The organism is Devosia sp. Z11_6 (assembly GCF_058133665.1).
Genome location: NZ_JBYUNQ010000002.1, coordinates 196,007 through 214,784 on the forward strand (window position 1 = coordinate 196,007; position 18,778 = coordinate 214,784).

Annotated in this window: 18 protein-coding genes and 1 riboswitch; of the genes, 6 read left to right on the top strand and 12 right to left on the bottom strand. The window is 63.9% G+C overall.

What is annotated here, in order from left to right; genetic code table 11:
- The first annotated feature begins 228 nt into the window (after positions 1-228).
- The 5 genes from AC3YMN_RS06210 to hdhA all read left to right on the top strand — a co-directional run bounded on the left by AC3YMN_RS06210 (position 229) and on the right by hdhA (position 5,390).
- A complete protein-coding gene (locus AC3YMN_RS06210; protein WP_489889347.1) occupies positions 229-1,254 on the top strand; it encodes a LacI family DNA-binding transcriptional regulator in 1,026 nt (341 codons plus the stop codon).
- 49 nt (positions 1,255-1,303) lie between these two features.
- Positions 1,304-1,509, top strand: a riboswitch (cobalamin riboswitch).
- Between the two features lie 152 nt (positions 1,510-1,661).
- The gene (locus AC3YMN_RS06215) at positions 1,662-2,660 is read left to right on the top strand and encodes an ABC transporter substrate-binding protein (protein WP_489889348.1); all 999 of its coding nucleotides are present in this window, start codon (positions 1,662-1,664) and stop codon (positions 2,658-2,660) included.
- Between the two features lie 8 nt (positions 2,661-2,668).
- Positions 2,669-3,697, top strand: coding sequence for a FecCD family ABC transporter permease (locus AC3YMN_RS06220; protein WP_489889349.1), 1,029 nt, complete (start codon positions 2,669-2,671; stop codon positions 3,695-3,697).
- Positions 3,694-4,455: an ABC transporter ATP-binding protein gene (locus tag AC3YMN_RS06225; protein ID WP_489889350.1), complete on the top strand. Its 762-nt coding sequence runs from the start codon at positions 3,694-3,696 to the stop codon at positions 4,453-4,455. The genes AC3YMN_RS06220 and AC3YMN_RS06225 overlap by 4 nt, the downstream gene beginning before the upstream one ends.
- Positions 4,456-4,622: 167 nt before the next feature.
- Positions 4,623-5,390 carry a 7-alpha-hydroxysteroid dehydrogenase gene (gene hdhA, locus AC3YMN_RS06230; protein WP_489889351.1) on the top strand — a complete coding sequence of 256 codons (768 nt, stop codon included), beginning with the start codon at positions 4,623-4,625 and terminating at the stop codon, positions 5,388-5,390.
- 13 nt (positions 5,391-5,403) lie between these two features.
- Here hdhA and AC3YMN_RS06235 read toward each other — a convergent pair whose 3' ends face one another.
- From AC3YMN_RS06235 to AC3YMN_RS06255, 5 genes are all read right to left on the bottom strand, one after another.
- Positions 5,404-6,141 carry an aspartate/glutamate racemase family protein gene (locus tag AC3YMN_RS06235; RefSeq protein WP_489889352.1) on the bottom strand — a complete coding sequence of 246 codons (738 nt, stop codon included), beginning with the start codon at positions 6,139-6,141 and terminating at the stop codon, positions 5,404-5,406.
- Positions 6,138-6,956, bottom strand: coding sequence for an ABC transporter permease (locus tag AC3YMN_RS06240; RefSeq protein WP_489889353.1), 819 nt, complete (start codon positions 6,954-6,956; stop codon positions 6,138-6,140). The genes AC3YMN_RS06235 and AC3YMN_RS06240 overlap by 4 nt, the downstream gene beginning before the upstream one ends.
- Before the next feature lies 1 nt (position 6,957).
- A complete protein-coding gene (locus tag AC3YMN_RS06245) occupies positions 6,958-7,815 on the bottom strand; it encodes an ABC transporter permease (protein ID WP_489889354.1) in 858 nt (285 codons plus the stop codon).
- Positions 7,816-7,989: 174 nt separating this feature from the next.
- Positions 7,990-9,282 (bottom strand): ABC transporter substrate-binding protein, encoded by a 1,293-nt coding sequence (locus AC3YMN_RS06250; protein ID WP_489889355.1) that lies wholly within the window; start codon positions 9,280-9,282, stop codon positions 7,990-7,992.
- A gap of 30 nt (positions 9,283-9,312) precedes the next feature.
- Positions 9,313-10,401, bottom strand: a complete 1,089-nt coding sequence (locus AC3YMN_RS06255; RefSeq protein ID WP_489889356.1) for an ABC transporter ATP-binding protein — start codon at positions 10,399-10,401, stop codon at positions 9,313-9,315.
- A gap of 244 nt (positions 10,402-10,645) precedes the next feature.
- Here AC3YMN_RS06255 and AC3YMN_RS06260 point away from each other — a divergent pair, with 244 nt between their 5' ends.
- Positions 10,646-11,032 carry a cupin domain-containing protein gene (locus AC3YMN_RS06260; protein ID WP_489889357.1) on the top strand — a complete coding sequence of 129 codons (387 nt, stop codon included), beginning with the start codon at positions 10,646-10,648 and terminating at the stop codon, positions 11,030-11,032.
- A gap of 7 nt (positions 11,033-11,039) precedes the next feature.
- On the opposite strand, the gene AC3YMN_RS06265 is transcribed toward AC3YMN_RS06260, so the two are convergent.
- The 7 genes from AC3YMN_RS06265 to AC3YMN_RS06295 form a co-directional block, all read right to left on the bottom strand.
- A complete protein-coding gene (locus tag AC3YMN_RS06265; RefSeq protein WP_489889358.1) occupies positions 11,040-11,888 on the bottom strand; it encodes an NAD-dependent epimerase/dehydratase family protein in 849 nt (282 codons plus the stop codon).
- Positions 11,889-11,897: 9 nt separating this feature from the next.
- The gene (locus AC3YMN_RS06270) at positions 11,898-12,860 is read right to left on the bottom strand and encodes a mannonate dehydratase (protein ID WP_489889359.1); all 963 of its coding nucleotides are present in this window, start codon (positions 12,858-12,860) and stop codon (positions 11,898-11,900) included.
- Between the two features lie 7 nt (positions 12,861-12,867).
- Positions 12,868-13,875 (bottom strand): ABC transporter ATP-binding protein, encoded by a 1,008-nt coding sequence (locus tag AC3YMN_RS06275; RefSeq protein ID WP_489889360.1) that lies wholly within the window; start codon positions 13,873-13,875, stop codon positions 12,868-12,870.
- The gene (locus tag AC3YMN_RS06280; protein ID WP_489889361.1) at positions 13,868-14,911 is read right to left on the bottom strand and encodes an ABC transporter ATP-binding protein; all 1,044 of its coding nucleotides are present in this window, start codon (positions 14,909-14,911) and stop codon (positions 13,868-13,870) included. The genes AC3YMN_RS06275 and AC3YMN_RS06280 overlap by 8 nt, the downstream gene beginning before the upstream one ends.
- A gap of 4 nt (positions 14,912-14,915) precedes the next feature.
- Complete coding sequence (locus AC3YMN_RS06285) at positions 14,916-15,830, bottom strand: ABC transporter permease (protein WP_127751623.1); 915 nt, start codon at positions 15,828-15,830, stop codon at positions 14,916-14,918.
- Between the two features lie 9 nt (positions 15,831-15,839).
- Positions 15,840-16,838, bottom strand: a complete 999-nt coding sequence (locus AC3YMN_RS06290) for an ABC transporter permease (RefSeq protein ID WP_489889362.1) — start codon at positions 16,836-16,838, stop codon at positions 15,840-15,842.
- Between the two features lie 67 nt (positions 16,839-16,905).
- Positions 16,906-18,696, bottom strand: a complete 1,791-nt coding sequence (locus AC3YMN_RS06295; RefSeq protein ID WP_489889363.1) for an ABC transporter substrate-binding protein — start codon at positions 18,694-18,696, stop codon at positions 16,906-16,908.
- Positions 18,697-18,778: the final 82 nt, after the last annotated feature.

Sequence of the window (18,778 nt, forward strand, 5' to 3'; positions counted from 1 at the left end):
CGCACTTGCTGTGCGGCTCTCTGCTTGAGTGCCGGTGTAAAGGTTTTCAGGATTGATGTAAAGGTTTACACAGGTGCATAACTGCTATGGGGGAGTGGTAGAGCGTGCCGCCTGGATCGGCCTCTGCTAAGGGGCACAGGCGCGCTGTTTGATCGCGCAAATGACACTTGTCTGGGCGTAAGCCGGTTGCAGCGCAACTGAGCGGCGCGGGGGGCGGAGCGGGGCCGAGTGCAGCAGCAAAAGCTGGCGACCATTGAAGATGTTGCGGCCATGGCCGGGGTGTCGATCGCCACCGTCAGCCGCGCCATCAACGAGCCTACCAAGGTCGCCGACGCCACCCGCCGCAAGGTCGCCGAAGCCGTTGCCCGCACCGGCTACACCACCAACGCCCTGGCGCGCTCGCTGCGCATGCGGCGCTCCAACATGATCCTGATCCTGGCCCCCGATGTGGGCGACCCCAATTTCTCCAACATCCTCGTGGGTCTCGAAACCGAAGCCAGCAAGCGCGGCTATGGGGTCCTGATCGGCAATACCCAGAACGATCCGAGCCGGGAAACCGATTATCTCCGGTTCATCAGCTCCAACCAGGCGGATGGATTGATCCTCTTTACCGGCCACCTGCCGTTCGGCTTCGGGCAGGATCGCGGCGAAACCCGCCTGCCCCCGACCGTCGCCGTCAACGAGCCGGTGACGGGGCAAAGCATTCCCTTTGTCGGGGTCGACAATGTCGAGGGCGCCCGCGTCGCCACCGAGCACCTGATTTCGCAGGGGCACCGGCGCATCGCCTTTATCGGCCATTCCAGCAGCCGGGAGATTAACCGCTTGCGCGAAGCGGGCTATCGCGCGGCCCTTGAAGGGGCCGGCATCCGCATCGATCCGCGGCTGATCCTCGATGGCGATGGCACGACGGAAAGCGGACGCGCCGCCGCCGAGCTGATGTTTGTGCGCGATGCGCTGCCCAGCGCGTTTTTCTGCGTCAATGATGCAACGGCCCTCGGGGTCATCATCGCGCTCAACACGCGCCGCTATGAACTGCCGCGGCAGTTTTCGGTGATGGGGTTCGACGATATTTCCTTTGCCAGCTTTGTCAGCCCGTCGCTGACGACGATGAAGCAGCCCCGGCACCGGATCGGGGAAGCGGCGATGGAATTGCTGCTGACGCTATTGGCCGACGAGCAGCCCAAATCCACCAATATCCTGTTGCGCGCGGAACTCGTGGTGCGCAGCTCGGTGGCGCGGCTGGCGAGCAATTGACTGCGACACTCCTCCGCCACTTCCCCCTTGCCCAGGCTTCGACGCGCCGCTAAGACGGCAGGGTCACGGTTCCGCCATCGAGCGCGGATGAAAAGGGAATACGGTGCGGATTACCCATCAGGGGTCAAAACCGAAGCTGCCCTCGCAACTGTAAGCGGCAAGTTCACCGTCCAAGCCACTGGTCATGCGACCGGGAAGGGGACGAGGAGCGCCAGAGCCGCGAGCCAGGAGACCTGCCGGGACAACGACCAGCAAACCGAACGAGGTGTTTCGGTGGGGTGCGGACCGGCTTCATGTTCGTCCGATCGTTGCCGTTGCGCCCTCTTCGGGGTAGCGGGAGCATGACCTCATTTTTCCCCTCGTGTCTGGCTGATCGTTTGGCTTGAACAGCATCACGAGAGGTTTCGATGCGTCTATTCTCCCTTCTGGCCAGCGGCATTTTTGTTGCCACGGCCAGCACGGCCTTGGCCCAACACGCAACCCAATACCCCCTGCAGCTCGAAAATTGCGGGGTCGAACTCACCTTTACCGAGGCACCGCAGCGGGCCGTCGGCATCGGGCAGAACAGCTCGGAAATCCTGCTGCTGCTCGGTCTGGCCGATCGCATGGTGGGCACCGCCACCTGGGTTTCGCCGGTGCTCGAAGAGGTTGCCGCCGACAACGCAAAAGTGCCGCGCCTGGCCGACAGCACCGCGAGCTATGAAGCAATCCTTGGCACCGAGCCCGATTTCATTGCCGCCCAGTTCGGGATGCGCGATGAAGCGGGTAACCGCGAGCAATATGCTGATCTCGGGATCCCGAGCTATATCTCGCCGACCACCTGCGCCATGAAGGATGCCAGCAATGGCGATGGCGTGCGCCTCGAACCCTGGACCAGCGAACTGCTCTACCAGGAGATCAGCGAATTGGCGGCGATCTTTGACGTCAATGAGCGGGGGGCCGAACTCGTGAGCGAGCTGCGCAGCCGCGAAGCGGCCGTGCGCGCGCAACTGGGGAAGCGTGCGGCGGGGCTTTCCATGGTGTTCTGGTTTTCGAGCCCTGAAATCGCCGGGGATGCCTGGGTGGCGGGCCGCAATGGCGCTTCGGCCTATATGATGGAGGTGCTGGGCGCCCGCAACATCGTCGACAGCGAAGAAGATTGGCCGCTGGTGAGCTGGGAAGCCATTGCCGCGGCCGACCCCACCGTCATCGTCGTGGGCACGATGGACCGGCGCAATCGGCCGGCCGATGACCCCGCCGTCAAAATGGAGTTTCTCCAAACCGACCCCATGGTCAGCCAGCTCAGCGCCGTGCAGGCGGGCCATCTGGTGCTGCTTGACGCGCAGGCGATGAACCCGACCCTGCGCACCATTGGCGGGCTCGAAACTCTGGCGGAGGCACTGCAGAGCCAGGGCTTGCTGCAATGAGCATGGCGATGACCCAGCGGCGCCGCGCGCGGCTGGGGGGATCGGTGATCGGCGGGGTAGCCTTGCTGCTGCCCCTTGCCGTGGCGCTCGGGGTGGGCATTGGCGAAATGCCCATTTCGCTCCACACCACGCTCCAGGCCATCACCAATCGCCTGGGCTGGACGCAGTTCGAGATCAGCCGCATCCAGGAAAGCGTGATCTGGGATTATCGGCTCAGCCGCTCGCTGGTGGCGGCCGCCTGCGGGGCGGGGCTGGCGCTGTGTGGCGCGATCCTGCAATCGCTGCTGCGCAATCCGCTGGCGGAACCCTATGTGCTGGGCGTTTCGGCGGGCGCTTCGACCGGGGCGGTTTGCGTCATCGTGCTCGGCATGGGCGCTGGTAGCGCCGCCATTCCCATTGGCGCCTTTGCCGGAGCGCTGGCGGCCTTCGCTTTTGTCATTCTCCTCGCGCGAGGCGCGGCGGGTAGCGCCGAGCGCACCATCCTGGCCGGGGTCTCCGCCTCGCAATTGTTCAATGCGCTGACCTCCTATGTCGTCAGCACTTCGGCCGATGCCGAACAGGCGCGCAGCGTCATGTTCTGGCTGCTGGGCAGTTTTGCCGGCGTGCGCTGGAGCGATGTGGGCCTTGCCGCGAGCGTGGTTGGCGCGGGGCTCATCGTCTGCCTGCGCTATGCCCGAGCGCTCGATGCCTTCACCTTCGGGGATGACGCGGCCCGTTCGCTCGGCGTGCCCGTGGCGCAGGTGCGGGTGGTGCTGTTTGCGCTCACCGCCCTTATGGCCGCGACCATGGTGTCAATGGTGGGCTCGATCGGTTTTGTGGGCCTCGTGATCCCCCATGCCGCCCGCTTCATCGTGGGCCCCCACCATTTGCGGCTGCTGCCGGCCTGCGTGGTGGTGGGAGCGGTGTTCATGGTGCTGGCCGATATCGTTTCGCGCATCATCCTGCCCCAGCAGGTGCTGCCGATCGGGGTGGTCACCGCGCTGGTCGGGGTGCCGTTTTTTGCCGTCGTCCTGTATCGCGGGCGGGGTGCGCAATGAGCATTGCCGCCCACCGCGTCAGCTGGAAGGCCGGCAGCAAGATCATCGTCGATGGCGTGACCCTCGAGGCCAAGCCCGGCATGACGCTGGGCCTGCTCGGACCTAATGGCTCGGGCAAGTCGTCGCTGATCCGGCTCCTCGCGGGTCTGCGCGCGCCCGCCGTCGGCGAGGTCACGCTCGATGCCGCCCCGCTTGGCCGCTTCGGCCGGCGCCAGCTGGCCCAGCGCGTGGCCGTGGTCGAGCAACATGCCACGACCGAAGCCAAAGTGACGGTGCTCGATGTGGTGCGGCTGGGGCGCACGCCGCATCGCTCGGCCCTGTCGCCCTGGACGCAAGCGGACGATGCCGTTGTCGAACAATCCCTGCAGCGGGTGGAGCTGGCCGACCGGCGCCACCAGCCCTGGCATACGCTTTCGGGCGGCGAGCGGCAGCGCGTGCAGCTGGCGCGGGCGCTGGCGCAGGAGCCCACCCACCTGATCCTCGATGAGCCCACCAACCACCTCGATATCCAGCACCAGCTCGATATCCTGCGCCTCGTGGCCGGGCTGCCGCTGACCACGATCGTGGCGCTGCACGACCTCAACCTCGCCGCCATGTTCTGCGACCGCGTCGCAGTGATGCGCGAAGGGCGGCTCGTCGCCGCGGGCACGCCACATGCAGTCTTGACCGAGGCGCTGATCGTCGAGGTGTTCAAGGTGCGCGCGCAGGTGGCCCCCTCGACGCTGCACCGGGGTCTGCAGATCCAGTATCTGCCGTGATGCCGAATTCGCCGGGGGAGCGGGAACCCAGGCTGTCAGATCGGCCCACCACGTCACGGGTCCACCGGACAGCACGCGCCCCGTCAATACCAGCCCGGGCCTGACCGAAATCAAGAGCTGAAAGGCGCGACGGCTTAGGGTTTGGCAAAGAACGACGGGAGCACAGCATGTATGACCCGGACAAGTTTCGCCTCGATGGGCAGGTGGCGGTGGTGACCGGCGCTGGTGCCGGGATCGGGCTTGGCATTGCGCGCCTCTTCGCGGGTGCGGGGGCCGCCATCGTGGTCAGCGACCGCAAGCCCGAGGCGGCCCGAGCGGCTGCCGCCGAAATCAACACAACAGGGGGTAAGGCGGTCGCGGTGGCTTGTGATGTCACCCGGGACGATGACCTCGAGCTCTTGGTGCACACGGCACTGGACCAGTTCGGCAAGCTCGCCATCCTCGTTAACAATGCCGGAGGCGGCGGCCCCCAGCCCTTTGACATGCCGATGGAGGATTTCCACCGGGCCTATGAACTCAACGTGTTTTCGGCGTTCCGGCTCACCCAGCTGGCCGCGCCGCATCTGGCGGCAGCAGGGGGTGCCGCAGTGCTCAATATTTCGTCCATGGCCGGAGAAAACCGCAACCAGCGCATGGCCTCCTATGCCTCCTCCAAAGCTGCGCTCAACCATTTGACCCGCAATATCGCCTTTGATCTTGGGCCAATGGGCGTGCGGATCAACGCCATTGCGCCTGGCGCGACAAGGACCGCGGCCCTGGCGAGCGTGCTGACGCCCGAGATCGAACAGAGCATGCTGCAGCACACCCCGATCCGGCGGCTCGGGGAAGTCGATGACATCGCCTATGCGGCGCTGTTTCTGTGTTCGCCCGCGGCGTCATGGATCAGCGGGCAGGTGCTGACCGTTTCGGGCGGTGGGGTGCAGGAGCTGGACTGACCGGCTCGCTCCCCTATCCTCGTGGCGCGAAAGCGCTGAGTTCGCCCTTGTAGGGCTTGGGCAGGGGCGGGGCATAGCTGCCGCGTTTGCTGGTGCGCAGACCCAGCGCGATTAGCGCTTCGGCCTGTTTGACCGCGGCGCCGACGCCATCGATCACAGGCAGCCCGAGTTCCTCCTGCAGCGCCCGCGCCAGGTCGGCCATCCCGGCGCAGCCCAGCACGATGGCCTCGGCCTTGTCCTCGCTGATGGCACGATCAATTTCCGCCCGTAGCCGCTCGCGCGCCCCCGAGGCTGGATCCTCGAGCGCCAGGACCGGAATGTCGGCGGCGCGGATACGGGCGCGTCCAGACATGCCATAGCGCTGCGCCAGCTCCTCGATGGGCACGCGGGAGCGCTCGGTGGTGGTCACGACCGTGAAGCGCTTGGCGAGGAAGGCCGCGGTGGCGAGCGCCGCTTCGCAAATGCCGAGCACCGGAATGGTGGCCATGGCTCGGGCGGCATCGAGCCCGGTATCATCGAAACAGGCGATCACTGCGGCCCGGGCCCCCTCCCCCTCCGCCTGGCCGATCTCGCGCAGCAATCCAGGCAAGGCAAAGGCTTCGTCGTAATAGCCTTCGATGGAGACCGGCCCCATGGAAGAGGTGAGCGGCACGATCTCGGTCGTGGGCGCCGCCACCAGCCGGGCCGCCGCGGCAATGGTCGCGGTCATGCTGGCGGTGGTGTTGGGATTGATGACGGCGATGCGGTTCATGCCCGCACCCGCCGGCGGTTGATCCAGAGGATAGTGCTCAGGGTCACGAGGATCACGAGGAACGAGAACAGCGTCGTGACCGTGCCCAGCGCATAGAGCACCGGGGTCGTGACATTGGTGGTCATGCCATAGATTTCGAGCGGCAAAGTGTTGGCGCTGCCCGAGGTCATCAGCGTCCTGGCAAACTCGTCATAGCTGAGTGAAAAACCAAAGAGCCCCACGCCAATGAGGCTGGGCGCGATCATGGGCAAGACGACATGGCGAAAGGTCTGCCAGTTGCTGGCGCCCAGATCGCGCGCGGCTTCCTCGTAGCTGGGGGAAAAGCGGTTAAACACCGCAAACATGATCAGCACCCCAAAAGGCAGCGTCCAGGTCAGATGCGCGCCAAAGCCGGAGCTGAACCAGTTAGGGCGCCAGCCGATCTGCTGGAACAACACGCCGATGCCGAGCGAAACGATGATCGAGGGCACGACGAGGCTCGCAACCGTGAGGTAAAACAGGGGCGTTGCGCCAAGAAACCTGCGGCGAAAGGCCAGGCCCGCCAGCAGCGAGACGAGCACGGTGCCCGCCATCACCATCAGCCCGAGGGCAAAGGAGCGCCCGAAGCTGGCGCCAAAATCGCCCACGGCCTGGGTTTCGAACAGGTTCTGAAACCAGCGCAGCGACACGCCATTGAGCGGAAAGGTCAGCCCGCCCTGCGGCCCCTGGAAGCTGAGGATAAACACGGCCGACAGAGGGCCGTAGAGAAACAGCACAAAGAGGCCGAAAAAGCCCGCCAGCAGGTAAAAGCCGGGGCTGCGCTTTTCGCGTTCCATCCTAGAGCTCCTTGCGAATATCGACGATGCGCAGCATGCCCGCGACCATGAGGAGCACCAGCACCAGCAGCACGATGGCGTTGGCGGCGGCCGCCGGATATTGCAGCAGGCTCATCTGGTTGCGCATCATCAGTGCGACCGAAGCGCTCTGCCCCCCGCTCATCACCTGCACGGTGGAGAAATCGGCCATCACCAGGGTCACGACAAAGATGGTGCCGATGGCAATGCCGGGCTTGGCCAGCGGCAGCACCACGTTCCAGATCACCTGCCAGTCCTTGGCGCCGGCATCGCGCGCCGCTTCAACGAGGGATTTGTCGATACGCATCATGGCGTTGAAGATCGGGGTGACCATGAAGAGCGTATAAAGATGGACCATGGCGAGCACGACGGCGAAGTCGGAATACAAGAGCCACTCGATGGGCTGCTCGACGATCCCTGCCCCGGTCAGCCCCGAATTGATCAAGCCATTCCGCCCCAGCACCGGGATCCAGGAAATCATGCGGATGATGTTGGAGGTGAGGAACGGCACGGTGCAGATGAGGAACAGCACCATCTGCATGGTCGCGGTGCGCACATGAAAAGCGAGGAAATAGGCGACCCAGAAGCCCACGAAAGCGGTGATCGCCCAGACGATGACTGCATATTTGAGCGTATTGGCATAGATGCGCCAGGTGACCCAGGAGCCCAGCGCTTCGGCATAGTTGAGGGTTAGGAAATCGGGATAGATGCCGGCAAAATCATAATCCCAGAAGCTGACCACGAGCAGCAGCAGGATCGGGACGGCAAGGAAAAAGCCGAGGATCAGCAGCAGCGGCGTCGCCTGCAGATAGGGCGTGGCGCGGGCGAGCAAAGCGTTCATTGGCACTTCCTCCTGCGGTCGCAGTCGACACCCTCCCCCTGGCGGGGAGGGATCAAGGGTGGGGGGTCGAAAGCCCGGATAACGTGGCTCCCGCCACCCCACCCAACCTCCCCCGTCAAGGGGGAGGTGCCGCATCGGTGGATGTGGCAAGAGCCTGCCAGACGGGCTGAGGCATCAGGCGGCGATGAACTCGTTCCAGCGGCGGACCATGTAGCGGTCCTCGTCCATCACCGAGTTCCAGCAGGCGACCTTGCCCATGCGCTCTTCGAACGAGCCGCCATCGCGCACCGCGCCGGCCTTTTCCATCACGGTGCCATCGGGCGCAAGGATGTCGCCCTGGGCGGGCTTGCCTTCGATCCAGAAGCCCCATTCGTCGGGGGTCATGTGCTGCTTGGCCGTCTCCATATTGGCCGAATAATAGCCCTGCCGGTTGAGATAGCCGCCGACCCAGCCCGACGTGTACCAGTTGATATATTCATAGGCCGCGTCGAGCTGGGCGCCCGACAGGTGCGCCGCCAGCCCCATGCCGCCGCCCCATGAGCGATAGCCTTCCTTGAGGGGCTGGTAGGTGCAGGCAATGCCCTTGGAGCGCACTGCGGCGACGGCGGGCGACCACATGGACTGGATCACCACTTCGCCCGAGCTCATCAGGTTGACGCTTTCGTCAAAGCTCTTCCAGAAGGCGCGGAACTGGCCGTCCTGCTTGGCCTTGATCAGAAAATCGATGGTGGCATCGATCTCCTCGGTGGTCATGTTGCCCTTGTCGCCATAGGTGATGAGCCCCATGGCTTCCATGATCATGGCCGCATCCATGATGCCGATCGAGGGCACGTTGATGATGGCCGACTTGCCCTTGAAGGCTGGGTCCATGATATCGGCCCAGGAGGAAATCTCGCGACCCACCAGATCGGGCCGGATACCCAGCGTATCGGCATTGTAGATGGTGGGGACCATGGTGAACCAGTCCGTTTCGCCCTTGGCGAAGTCGCGGCTGTCGGGGCCTTCCACAAAGCCAACAGTATGGGGCGCGGTGCCCTGGGCGATGACGCTGTCGGGCAGCAGCTTGCCGGTTTTGAACAGCGGCACGATCTGGTCGTAGTGCGTCAGCCGGCTGATATCCATGGGCTGGATGACCCCGGCCGGGAAGACCTTTTTGAGGATCCAGTATTCCACATCGGCGATGTCGTAGCTGTCGGGCTGGGTCACCGCGCGCTGGGCGGCCGCATCGCTGTCCGTGGCCGTCATCTGGATGGTGATGCCGAGGTCTTCCTTGCACTTTTCGGCAATGGCATTGAGGTTGCTCACGCCGGTGCCGAACTGGCGCAGGGTGATGGGGTTTTGCGCCCAGATGGTGGGAAAGCCCGTAATCACCCCCGAACCCAGGCTGGCGCCGACCGCGGCGGCAGCGCTGGTCTTGAGAAAGTTGCGGCGGCTGACACCGGACTTGATGTCACTCTTGGCGGTCATGGCACGTCTCCCTGTTGGCTTGATGGACGGTTAGGCATCGGGGCGGGCGAGGACGATGGCGTCCTGGGCATCCCAATGGAGGGGCACCGCATCGCCCACCGCGACCGGGGTCGCGTAAAAGGCGGTGTCAGTGATGATGGCGGTAAATTCGCTGATCCCGGCGCCTTCCACGGTGAGCTTCACCGTGGCGCCGCGATATTCGATGTTGGAGATGATGCCGGTGAACCCGAGGCCCGGCTGCGGGCTTTCCCCGATCCGGACATGGTCGGTGCGCACGGCGACATCCATATCGGCGCCCAGCGGCAGGGGTGCGCCGGTGGCGGAAAAACTGCCGCCGCCGACCACGGTGAAATCCACCAGGCCGTTGCTGGCGCCGGTGACCTTGCCCGAAATGACATTATGATCGCCCATGAAGCGGGCAACAAAGGCAGTCGCCGGGCGCTCGAACACTTCGCGCGGGGTGGCGGCCTGCTCGATCCGCCCATTGCTCATCACCACGACGAGGTCGGCCAGTGCCATGGCTTCTTCCTGGCTGTGGGTGACATGGACAAAGGTGATGCCCAGCTGCTTTTGCAGTTTCTTGAGCTCGGCGCGCATGCGGATCTTGAGGAAGGGATCGAGCGCCGAAAGCGGCTCGTCGAGCAGCAGCGCTTCGGGATCGGTGATCAGCGCCCGGGCCAGCGCCACGCGCTGCTGCTGGCCGCCCGAAAGCTGGCCGGGACGGCGGTCGGCATAAGCATCCATCTGCATGAGCTTGAGCAGCTCGAGCGCCCGCGCACGGCGGGTCGGCTTGTCCACCCCCGCCATTTTGAGGCTGAAGGCGACATTGTCGACGAGATCGAGATGGGGAAACAGCGCATAGGACTGGAACATCATCGCCGTGCCGCGCTTGGCCGGCGGCAGGTCGGTCACCACCTGCTTGCCCAGAACAATGTCCCCGATCGAAACGGTTTCGTGCCCCGCAATCATGCGCAGGGTAGAGGTCTTGCCACAGCCCGAAGGCCCAAGCAGACAGCAGTAACTTCCGGCGGGGATCTTAAGGCTGATGCTGTCGACGGCCGTGGTCTTGCCGTAGATCTTGGAGACAGAAGCAAGATCGATCTCGGCAGACTTGGACATTGCTCAGCTCCCTTTGTCGGGAACTGTCATGCATCAGTTGTGCCAATCCTTGGTTTTAGCGGTAAGTCCTTGCGCTTGATCGCCAATTTGGGCGCACAAATCTGCACAACAGAATAGCAGCATTCGCTTGTGCCTAATTTGCGCGCAATTGAGCTCAAAGCCTATGCACTGGCTGCTACCTCTTGGCAGTCTTGGTGCACCGGCGCAATTATGCGTGAGCAACTCACCTTGGAGTGCAACAGCAATGGCAAAACTCAGCATCGACCCCAGCGCCGCAGTGCCGGACGGGCGCGCCCCGGCCAAACAGCAGCTGTTCGACCCGACCCAGCCCGGCCCCTGGCGCGGTCACCTTCCGGGCGAGGCCCTGGGCACTACGACCACGATCCTCGCCTATGGCAATGAGGCGGTGGGCACGGGGCCGGCCCTGCATGTCCACCCCTATGACGAGCTCTTCGTCGTGGTGGAAGGCCGCGGGCGCTTTTACGTGGGCGATGCGGTGATCGACGCGCAAGCTGGCGAGGTCGTGCTCGGCCCCAGGGGGCTGCCGCACCGGTTCGAGAATCTGGGGCCGGGCCGGCTGCAAACCATCGACATCCATCTCGGACCTCAATGGCTGCAGGCCGACCTCTAGCGCGATCCTAGTCGGTCAGGCGCTCGGGCGGCACATGGCCGTGCCGCCAGCCCAGCATGCGCTCGGCCTTGGCCGAGTTGAAAAAGCTCTGGTGCCCGCCCCAGCCATCGCGCAGCGGAATCTGCGGAAAATACTGGCGCGCCAGCTCCCGGCTCGGCGTGTCCGAAATCGTGTCGGGCGCCACGATATAGAAGGCCTCGTGACCCTCGATGGCAGCTTCGAGGCTCAAGAGACAGGCATCGGCCGCCGCATCGCGCCTTGTATAGGCCCAGAGATGCTTGGCGATCTCGGGATTGGGGTCATAGAGCGCCTTGGCGATAGAGCGGTCATCGCAGACATAATGAAAGCGCATGGAGGCGATTACCATCTCCGGATAGCGCCGGATAAAGGCGTCGGCCTGCTGCTCGCAGATCCATTTGGAGAGGCTATAGGGGTCTTCGGCGTAGTTTGGATGGCTCTCGTCGATGGGGAAATAATCATAGCGCGGGGCGCGGCTGAAGGAATGGCCGATGGCGTTGACGCTGGAGGCCTGGCAAACGCGCCGGATGCCGTTCTCGACGGCGGCCTGGAGCGCATTATAGCTGCCCACCACATTGTTGTTGTGCACGATGTGATCGGGGTGGCGGCCGGGGGACGGAATGGCGGCCATGTGGATCACCGCATCGCAGCCGGCAAAGGCATCGAGCAGGGCATCGTAATTGTCAATGTCGGCCAGAACGAAGCGGCGCTCGCCGCTCGCCGCGACATCGGCATGCTCGACCCGGTCGATGCCGACCACCGTGTGGCCGCGGGCCTCGGCCTCTTTGACAATGGCCCGGCCAATGCCGCCGCTGGCGCCGGTAACTGCAATTCTCATGGATCTGACCTATTGCGCATAAACGGCCTCGTTCAGGCCGCGGATGTAACCAATGGCGTAAAGCCGCCCGAAGGCGGAATAGCCGGCATTATCGTTGCTGTCGCCCGCAACGGTGGGCACGTGGTCGGGCCGCAGCACGCCGCTGAACCCGATATCGCGATAGGCCTGCATGCAGGCGAGCATGTCGGTCTTGCCGTCGTCGTGCCAGGTTTCCTCGAACCGGGTCGGCACGCCCCGCACATCGCGGAAATGCACAAAGGAGATCTTGTCGCCAAAGCGCCTGATCTCGCGGGGGAGGTCATCGGTCATCAGGGTGAAATTGCCCTGGCACAGGGTAATGGTGTTCATCGGGCTGGGCGCCATGACGAGGAGGCGCTGGTAGTTCTCGATGCTGCGCATGATGCGGCTGACGCCACGAATTGGGGTGATCGGCGGATCGTCGGGGTGCATGGAGAGCTTGACCCCGGCTTGTTCGGCGACCGGCAGCACCCGCTTGAGGAAATAATCGAGGTTCTCCCAAAGCGCCTCCTCGCCAATGGGCGGATTGCTCGTCAGGTCCTCGGGAACATCATCGAGATTGAAGCTCGTGACCACCGAGCCGCCGCGCGAGGGCGTCGCCATATTGGTGCGCACCCAGTTGAAATCGGTCATCCATTCATAGCACCAGACCCCGATGCCAAGCTTGCCCATGCTGGTGAGGAGTTCGCAGACGACATCGATCTCTTCGTCCCGCCCCGGCAAGCCGCGCTTGGCCAGATTAAGCGGCGGGCGTGCCTCGATGACGCGCAGCTCAAAGCCGGCATCCCCGTAGCTTTGCTGCATGCGGGTGAGCGGAGCGAGATCCCCCAATCTTTCGCCGGGGCGCAAGCTGTCAAAGGGCAGCCCGCCCACGGCAAGGTTCACCCCGGCCTGCAAGGCAAGCTGCCAGACCGGCGATGGCGTGGGGCTGATGAATTCGGCGATTTCCAGCATAGGGTTCTCAGGCAGGCAGGAGTTCGGAGAGCTTTTCAGCCACGAGTTGGGGCTGCCGCTCATGCAGGTAGCAAGCGGCCGCCTGGTGCGGATTGATCTGGAACAGCGGCGGGCGGCTGGCGCAGATCGGCATGGCCTTGGGACAGCGCGGCATGAAGGGGCAGGCGCCGGGCGGGGGCGCGGTGCTTTCGCGCGCCATGATCGATTGCTCGCCCCAGCGCTGCTCGAGATTGGGCCAGGGAATGGAATCGACCAGCAGCTGGGTATAGGGGTGCTGGGGCGACTTGATCACCCGATCGACATCCCCCGCCTCCATCACCCCACCGCGATAAAGCACGATGATCGACTTGGCGATGTGGTAGGCCGTGGTTAGGTCGTGGGTGATGTAGATGATGGAGACGCCATAATCGCGCTGCAGGTTGCGCAGGGTTTCAAGGATCGTGGCGCGCAGCGAGGCATCCACCATGGACACCGGCTCGTCGGCGATCAGCAGGCGCGGCTTCAGCAACAAGGCGCGGGCGACATTGATACGCTGGCGCTGCCCGCCCGAAAGCTGGTGGGGAAAACGCCCGAGTACGTCTTCGGGGCGCAGCCCCACGGCATTGAGCGCGTCTTCCATGCGCGCCCGCGCCTCAGCCCTTGTGCTTGCCAGCTTGAAGCGCTTGATCGGCACCGTCAGCAGGTGATCGACGGTATAGAAGGGATTAAAGACCGCGAAAGGATCCTGGAACACCGCCTGCACTTCGCGCCGATAGGCCAGCCGTTCGGGGCCGGTCAGCGTCGTGATATTGCGACCCTTATAGAGGATTTCCCCCATTGTGGGGCTGATGAAGCCCAGCAGCAGCATGGCGAGTGTCGTCTTGCCACTACCGCTTTCGCCAGCAACGGTGAGGATGGTGGGCTCGTCCTCCTTGAGGGTCAGCGAGATCTCGCGCAGCGCCACGGTGGGGTGGGAATGGGTCAGCCCGCGGGTATAGACTTTCGAGACCCCGCGCAGCTCGAGCAGTTCAGCCATGGCGGGCCTCCTCGTCAAACAGGTGGCAGGCGACGCGCCGCCCGCCTTCCAGTTCCAGCACTTCGGGCCGCACCGTGGTGCAGACGTCCATGGCAAAGGGGCAGCGCGGGTGAAAGGCGCAGCCGCTGGGAATGCGCAGCAAAGAGGGCGCGAGGCCCGGAATGCCCTGGAACACCCCGCGATTGTCGAGATTGGGCAGGCTCGAGATCAGCGCCCTTGCATAGGGGTGTTTTGGATCGGTGAACATCTCGCGCACGCTGGAGATCTCCACCAGCCGGCCGGCATACATCACCGCCACCCGATCGACGAACTGGGCCATCAGCCCCATGTCGTGCCCGATCAGGATCACGGCGGCGCCGATCTGGTCCTGCACCCGGTCGATGGTTTCCATCACCTGGCGTTGGGTGACCACATCGAGGGCGCTGGTAGGCTCATCGGCGATGATGACGCTGGGCTCGAGCAACACGCCAATGGCGATGCAGACGCGCTGCTTCATGCCGCCCGACAGCTCATGGGCATACATGTTGAAGACGCCCGGATCGAGATCGACCGAGCGCAGCGCCTGGCGGCAACGATCATGGATGGCCGACCGGCTTTCCGCTGGCAGATGCGCCTTGACGGCATCCACCATCTGCGCGCCGATGCGGATCACGGGGTTGAGCGAGTTCATCGCCCCTTGCGGGATATAGGCGATCTTGCTGAGGCGTGTGCGGCGCATGGCGTCTTCGCTCAGGCCCATGAGTTCGGTGTCGCCCACAAAGACTTCACCCCCCTCGATGCGCCCGGGTGGCTTGATCATGCGCATCATGGCGAGCGCCAAGGTGCTCTTGCCCGAGCCTGACTCCCCCACCATGCCCAGCTTCTGGCCGGCATTGAGGGTGAAGCTGACATCATCGAGCGCGCGGGCACGGCCAAGATCGGTGTAGTAGGTGACGGCGAGCTGGTTGACGCGCAGCACGGGGCTGGGCGCGGCCTGCGCCAGCATTCCGGCATGGGGCAATGGTGCGCTCAGGGGGTCGAGGGTCACGGCAGCCATAGCGCTACTCCGTCCTTCTGACGCGGGGATTGGCCAACTCGTCCAACCCCATATTGACCAGGGCCAGCGCCCCCAGGATCAGGATCATGGCGAAGGCCGGCTCGAGCGGCCACCACCACCAGCCATTAAAGAACGCGCCCTGGCTTTGAGCCGCCCAGATGATGTTGCCCAGGAGCGGCTCGCGCAGCGGTCCCAGGCCCAGCACGGCAAGATAGAAGGATGCGAACACGGCGGCAAAGACCTGGCCGACAAAGGCGGCGGCGATGAAGGGCAGGAGATTGGGCAGGATTTCCTTGAAGATGATGCCCATGTCCGAAACGCCCGAAAGCTTGGCGACGGCCACGAACTGGCGCTCCTTCATGGTCAGCACCTGAGCCCGGATCACGAGGGTTGGGCCCATCCAGGCCAGCATGGCGACAATGATCGCCATGGTGACGATGGTGACGTCGCGCTTGTCGAGTGAGCCCGCCGCGACGACCTGGATCAGCAGCACCGGAATGGGCGTCAAAATCTGGCAGATCGTGCGCACCGTGCCATCGATCCAGCCGCCGAAATAGGCGGCGGTGAAGCCCAGTACCACGCCCACCAGCGTACCGATTCCGCCGGCGAGAAGGCCGATAAAGGCGGTCTGCCAGGTGCCCACCACCATGGCCGCCAAGAGATCGCGGCCAAAGAAATCGGTCCCGAAAGGGTATTTGAGGCTGGGGGGCTGCTTGAGCGCGGCCGAAAGCGGATAGGCCTTTTTGGGATCGATGAGGATGAGCCCGATAATAGTGAAAAGGGCCAGCGCGAGGAGGATGGCGGCGCCGAGCGCCAGCCCCTTGTTGCGCCGCAGATAACGGAGCGTCAGCCGCACGCGGGAGGGCTGGGTCGGCAGGGCGGGGCTCACCGGCACGCCCGTAGCATTGACGAGGGTCATGGCGGGCTCCTAGCTGTTGCGAATGCGCGGATCGAGCAGCGGATAAACGAATTCGAGCAGCGTCATCAGCAGTGCAATGGCGATGGTGATGAACAGCACGATCCCGTAGATCACCGGAAAATCGTTGGCGCGGATGGCGAGGTTCAGCGCCGTGCCGATGCCGGGTAGGCCGAACAAGCCTTCAACGATCACCGCCGAGGTGACCACCGTGCCCAGCGCCAGCGCCAGCCCGGTTACCTGCGGCAACAGCGCGTTGCGCAGATAATAATCACGGAAGATGCGTGGCCCGCTCAGCCCCTTGTGTTCGGCGAAATTGACGTAATCCTCTCCCTGGATGGTGACGCCCATGCCGCGCATGGAGAGCACCCAACCGCCTACGGAGCCCAGGATCAGCGACAGGGCGGGCAGGATCTGGTGCGCCATTAGATCGGTAAAAAACGCCCAGGACCAGTTGGGCACCAGCCCCACCGAATAGGCCCCGCCCAGCGGCAGCCATTTCAGGCGAAAGCCGATGAAGAACAGCAGAAGGATGCCCATGATCACCGGGGGCACGCCGGTGAGGAGAATGAAGGGGGTTGCCGTCGAGCGCAGCCAGCCCGGCGCCCTCGGCCAAGCGGCAACGGCGCCGAGAAGTGTACCAATGATGAAGCTCAGAACCGTCGTGACCAGCAGCAGCCCGATGGTCCAGGGCAATGACTGGGCGATCACATCGGTGACCGTCATGGGATAGCGGCTGAGCGAATAGCCGAAATCGAGCCGCAGGATATTGCCCAGATACTGCCAGTATTGCTCGAGCAGCGGGCGGTCGAGGCCGAATTGCTGCTGCATGGAGCCGATCAGCTTTTCGATATCGGCGGGCGAAAAGCCACCGGTGCGCGCCAGTTCGCCAAAGCGCTCGCGAATGGCGTTACGCGGCGACAGGCGCGGAATGAAAAACACGATGGTCGAGGCAGCCCAGACGATCAACACGAAATACAGCAGGCGCCGGGCAACGATCCGAATGTTCACTGCACTGATCCCGATAAACTTGGGGGAAAGGGTGCGCGCGTGCCGCGCACCCCGGGTGCCGGAAGTCTTAGTTGCCCGAAGGCTGCAGCCCCGCGATCACAAGGAGCCCAGTATGGGCCCAAAAGGCGCCATTGGTGCCCAGGCCCACATTCTCGGCGCTCGGCCAGTTGGTCCAATAATGGTTGTTGTAGGGAATGCGGTGCAGCCACTGGATCACTGGCACATCGATCACGTCGCGCCAGTAAATCCCCAGCGCCTTGGCGGCGCCCTCGATAAAGGCGGGATCTTGGGAATCAAGGGGCGCAATGGCATCCACCAGTGCGTCGTATTCGGGGTTGGAATAGCGCGAGAAGCGGTTGTTGCCGGCCGAGGAGCCGATCACATTGGAATAACGGCCATGGAAGAGGTTGAGCGCCTCGAAGGGATCAAACAGGCTCGCGCCGTGGCCGAACATGTAGAACCCGGCCTTGCCGTCCACCATGTTCTGGTAGGCATCGGTGCCGAAATTGACATTGGAGTCAAAGCCAGCCTGGCGCAGCATTTCGGCCAGCACCGGGGCGACGTCGCCATGGATGGTTTCAAAGGCCTGGATGGTGGCGTCGAGCGTTTGCCCATCCTTTTCCCAAAGCCCATCGCCATTGCGGGTGAAGCCCACTTCTTCCATCAGCGCCGCGCTCTGGTCCGGATCAAAGGTCAGGGGGCTATACTTCTCCTCCTCGGCCTTCACTTCGGGCGAGTCGGCGAAGGTTTGCAGGTTGGGGTAAAGCGGGAAGGGATAGATCGTGGCGATCTCGGCCCCTTCGTAAAGCACCTCGTTGATGAGGTCGCGATTGATGGCGAGGCTCACCGCCTTGCGCACCCGCACATCGTTGTAGGGCTCGAGCTGGGTGTTCATCCACAGCGAATTGGGCCACCAGTCGAGATAGCCATAGGGGCTTTCCGTGCCCGTCCAGGACTGGATGTCGGGGTTCTGCTGCAAGATATTGCCGATGATCTGGGCGCGCATATCGACCGAGGAGTCGAACTCGTTGTTGACGAGGCGCTGGGCCACCGTGTCGATGGGCTGGTTGAGGATGTTGACCACCACCACCCGCTTGACCGCCGGCGTCTCGACGCGCCCGGCCTTGACCGCCCACCAGTCGTCGCGCAGGTCGAGGATCTTCTGGTTGGCGTTCCAGGCGACGACGTCATAGGGACCCGAATGGGGCATTTCCGCCAGGCCCGGCACCTTGGTCGGATCCTCCTGCTGGGACAGCCAGTGTTCGGGCACGATGGGGATGCCGGTATCGAATTTCTCGGTCAGCACCTCGAACTTGAAGCGCGGCGCCGGCTGCTTGAAGGTCACCTCGACGGTCAGCTCGTCCTTGGCGGTGATGGTATCGACAAGGTCGGCGAACTGGGCGTGATAGGGGAGCGTTTCGTAATCGCGCTGGCCTTCAAAGGTATAAACGACGTCATCGGCCGTTACCGGCTCGCCATCGGACCATTCGGCGTTCTCGTTAAGCTTGATCTCGAGCGCGGTGAAATCCTCGTTGGTGTATTCCATGCTGTCGGCCAGCCAGGGAATGAACTCGTTGGTGTAGATGCCGAAATACATCAGCGGTTCGAACAGCAGGTTGTTGCCTTCCTGATGGGTATAACCGGGCAGAACCCAGGGATTGGTGGTGCCGATCGAGGAGGATGCCGAAACGCCCCAGGCCAGGTTCAGCGTCTGGTTGCGCGGCAATTCGGGCAGGGGCCCGCTGGGGGTGATTTCGGTCGCGGGCGGGGCGCCGGTCTGGGCCAGGCTGGCCACCGGCACCGCCACCAGCCCCAGCGCGATCACCGAGGCTGCGGCAACTGCATGAAACTTGAACATCAAACGCTCTCTCCCTTGTTGGCTCCAGCCGGCTGGCGGCATGCCGCAGGGCATGGCTGCGCCGGGCACCTGCGCGCACCTC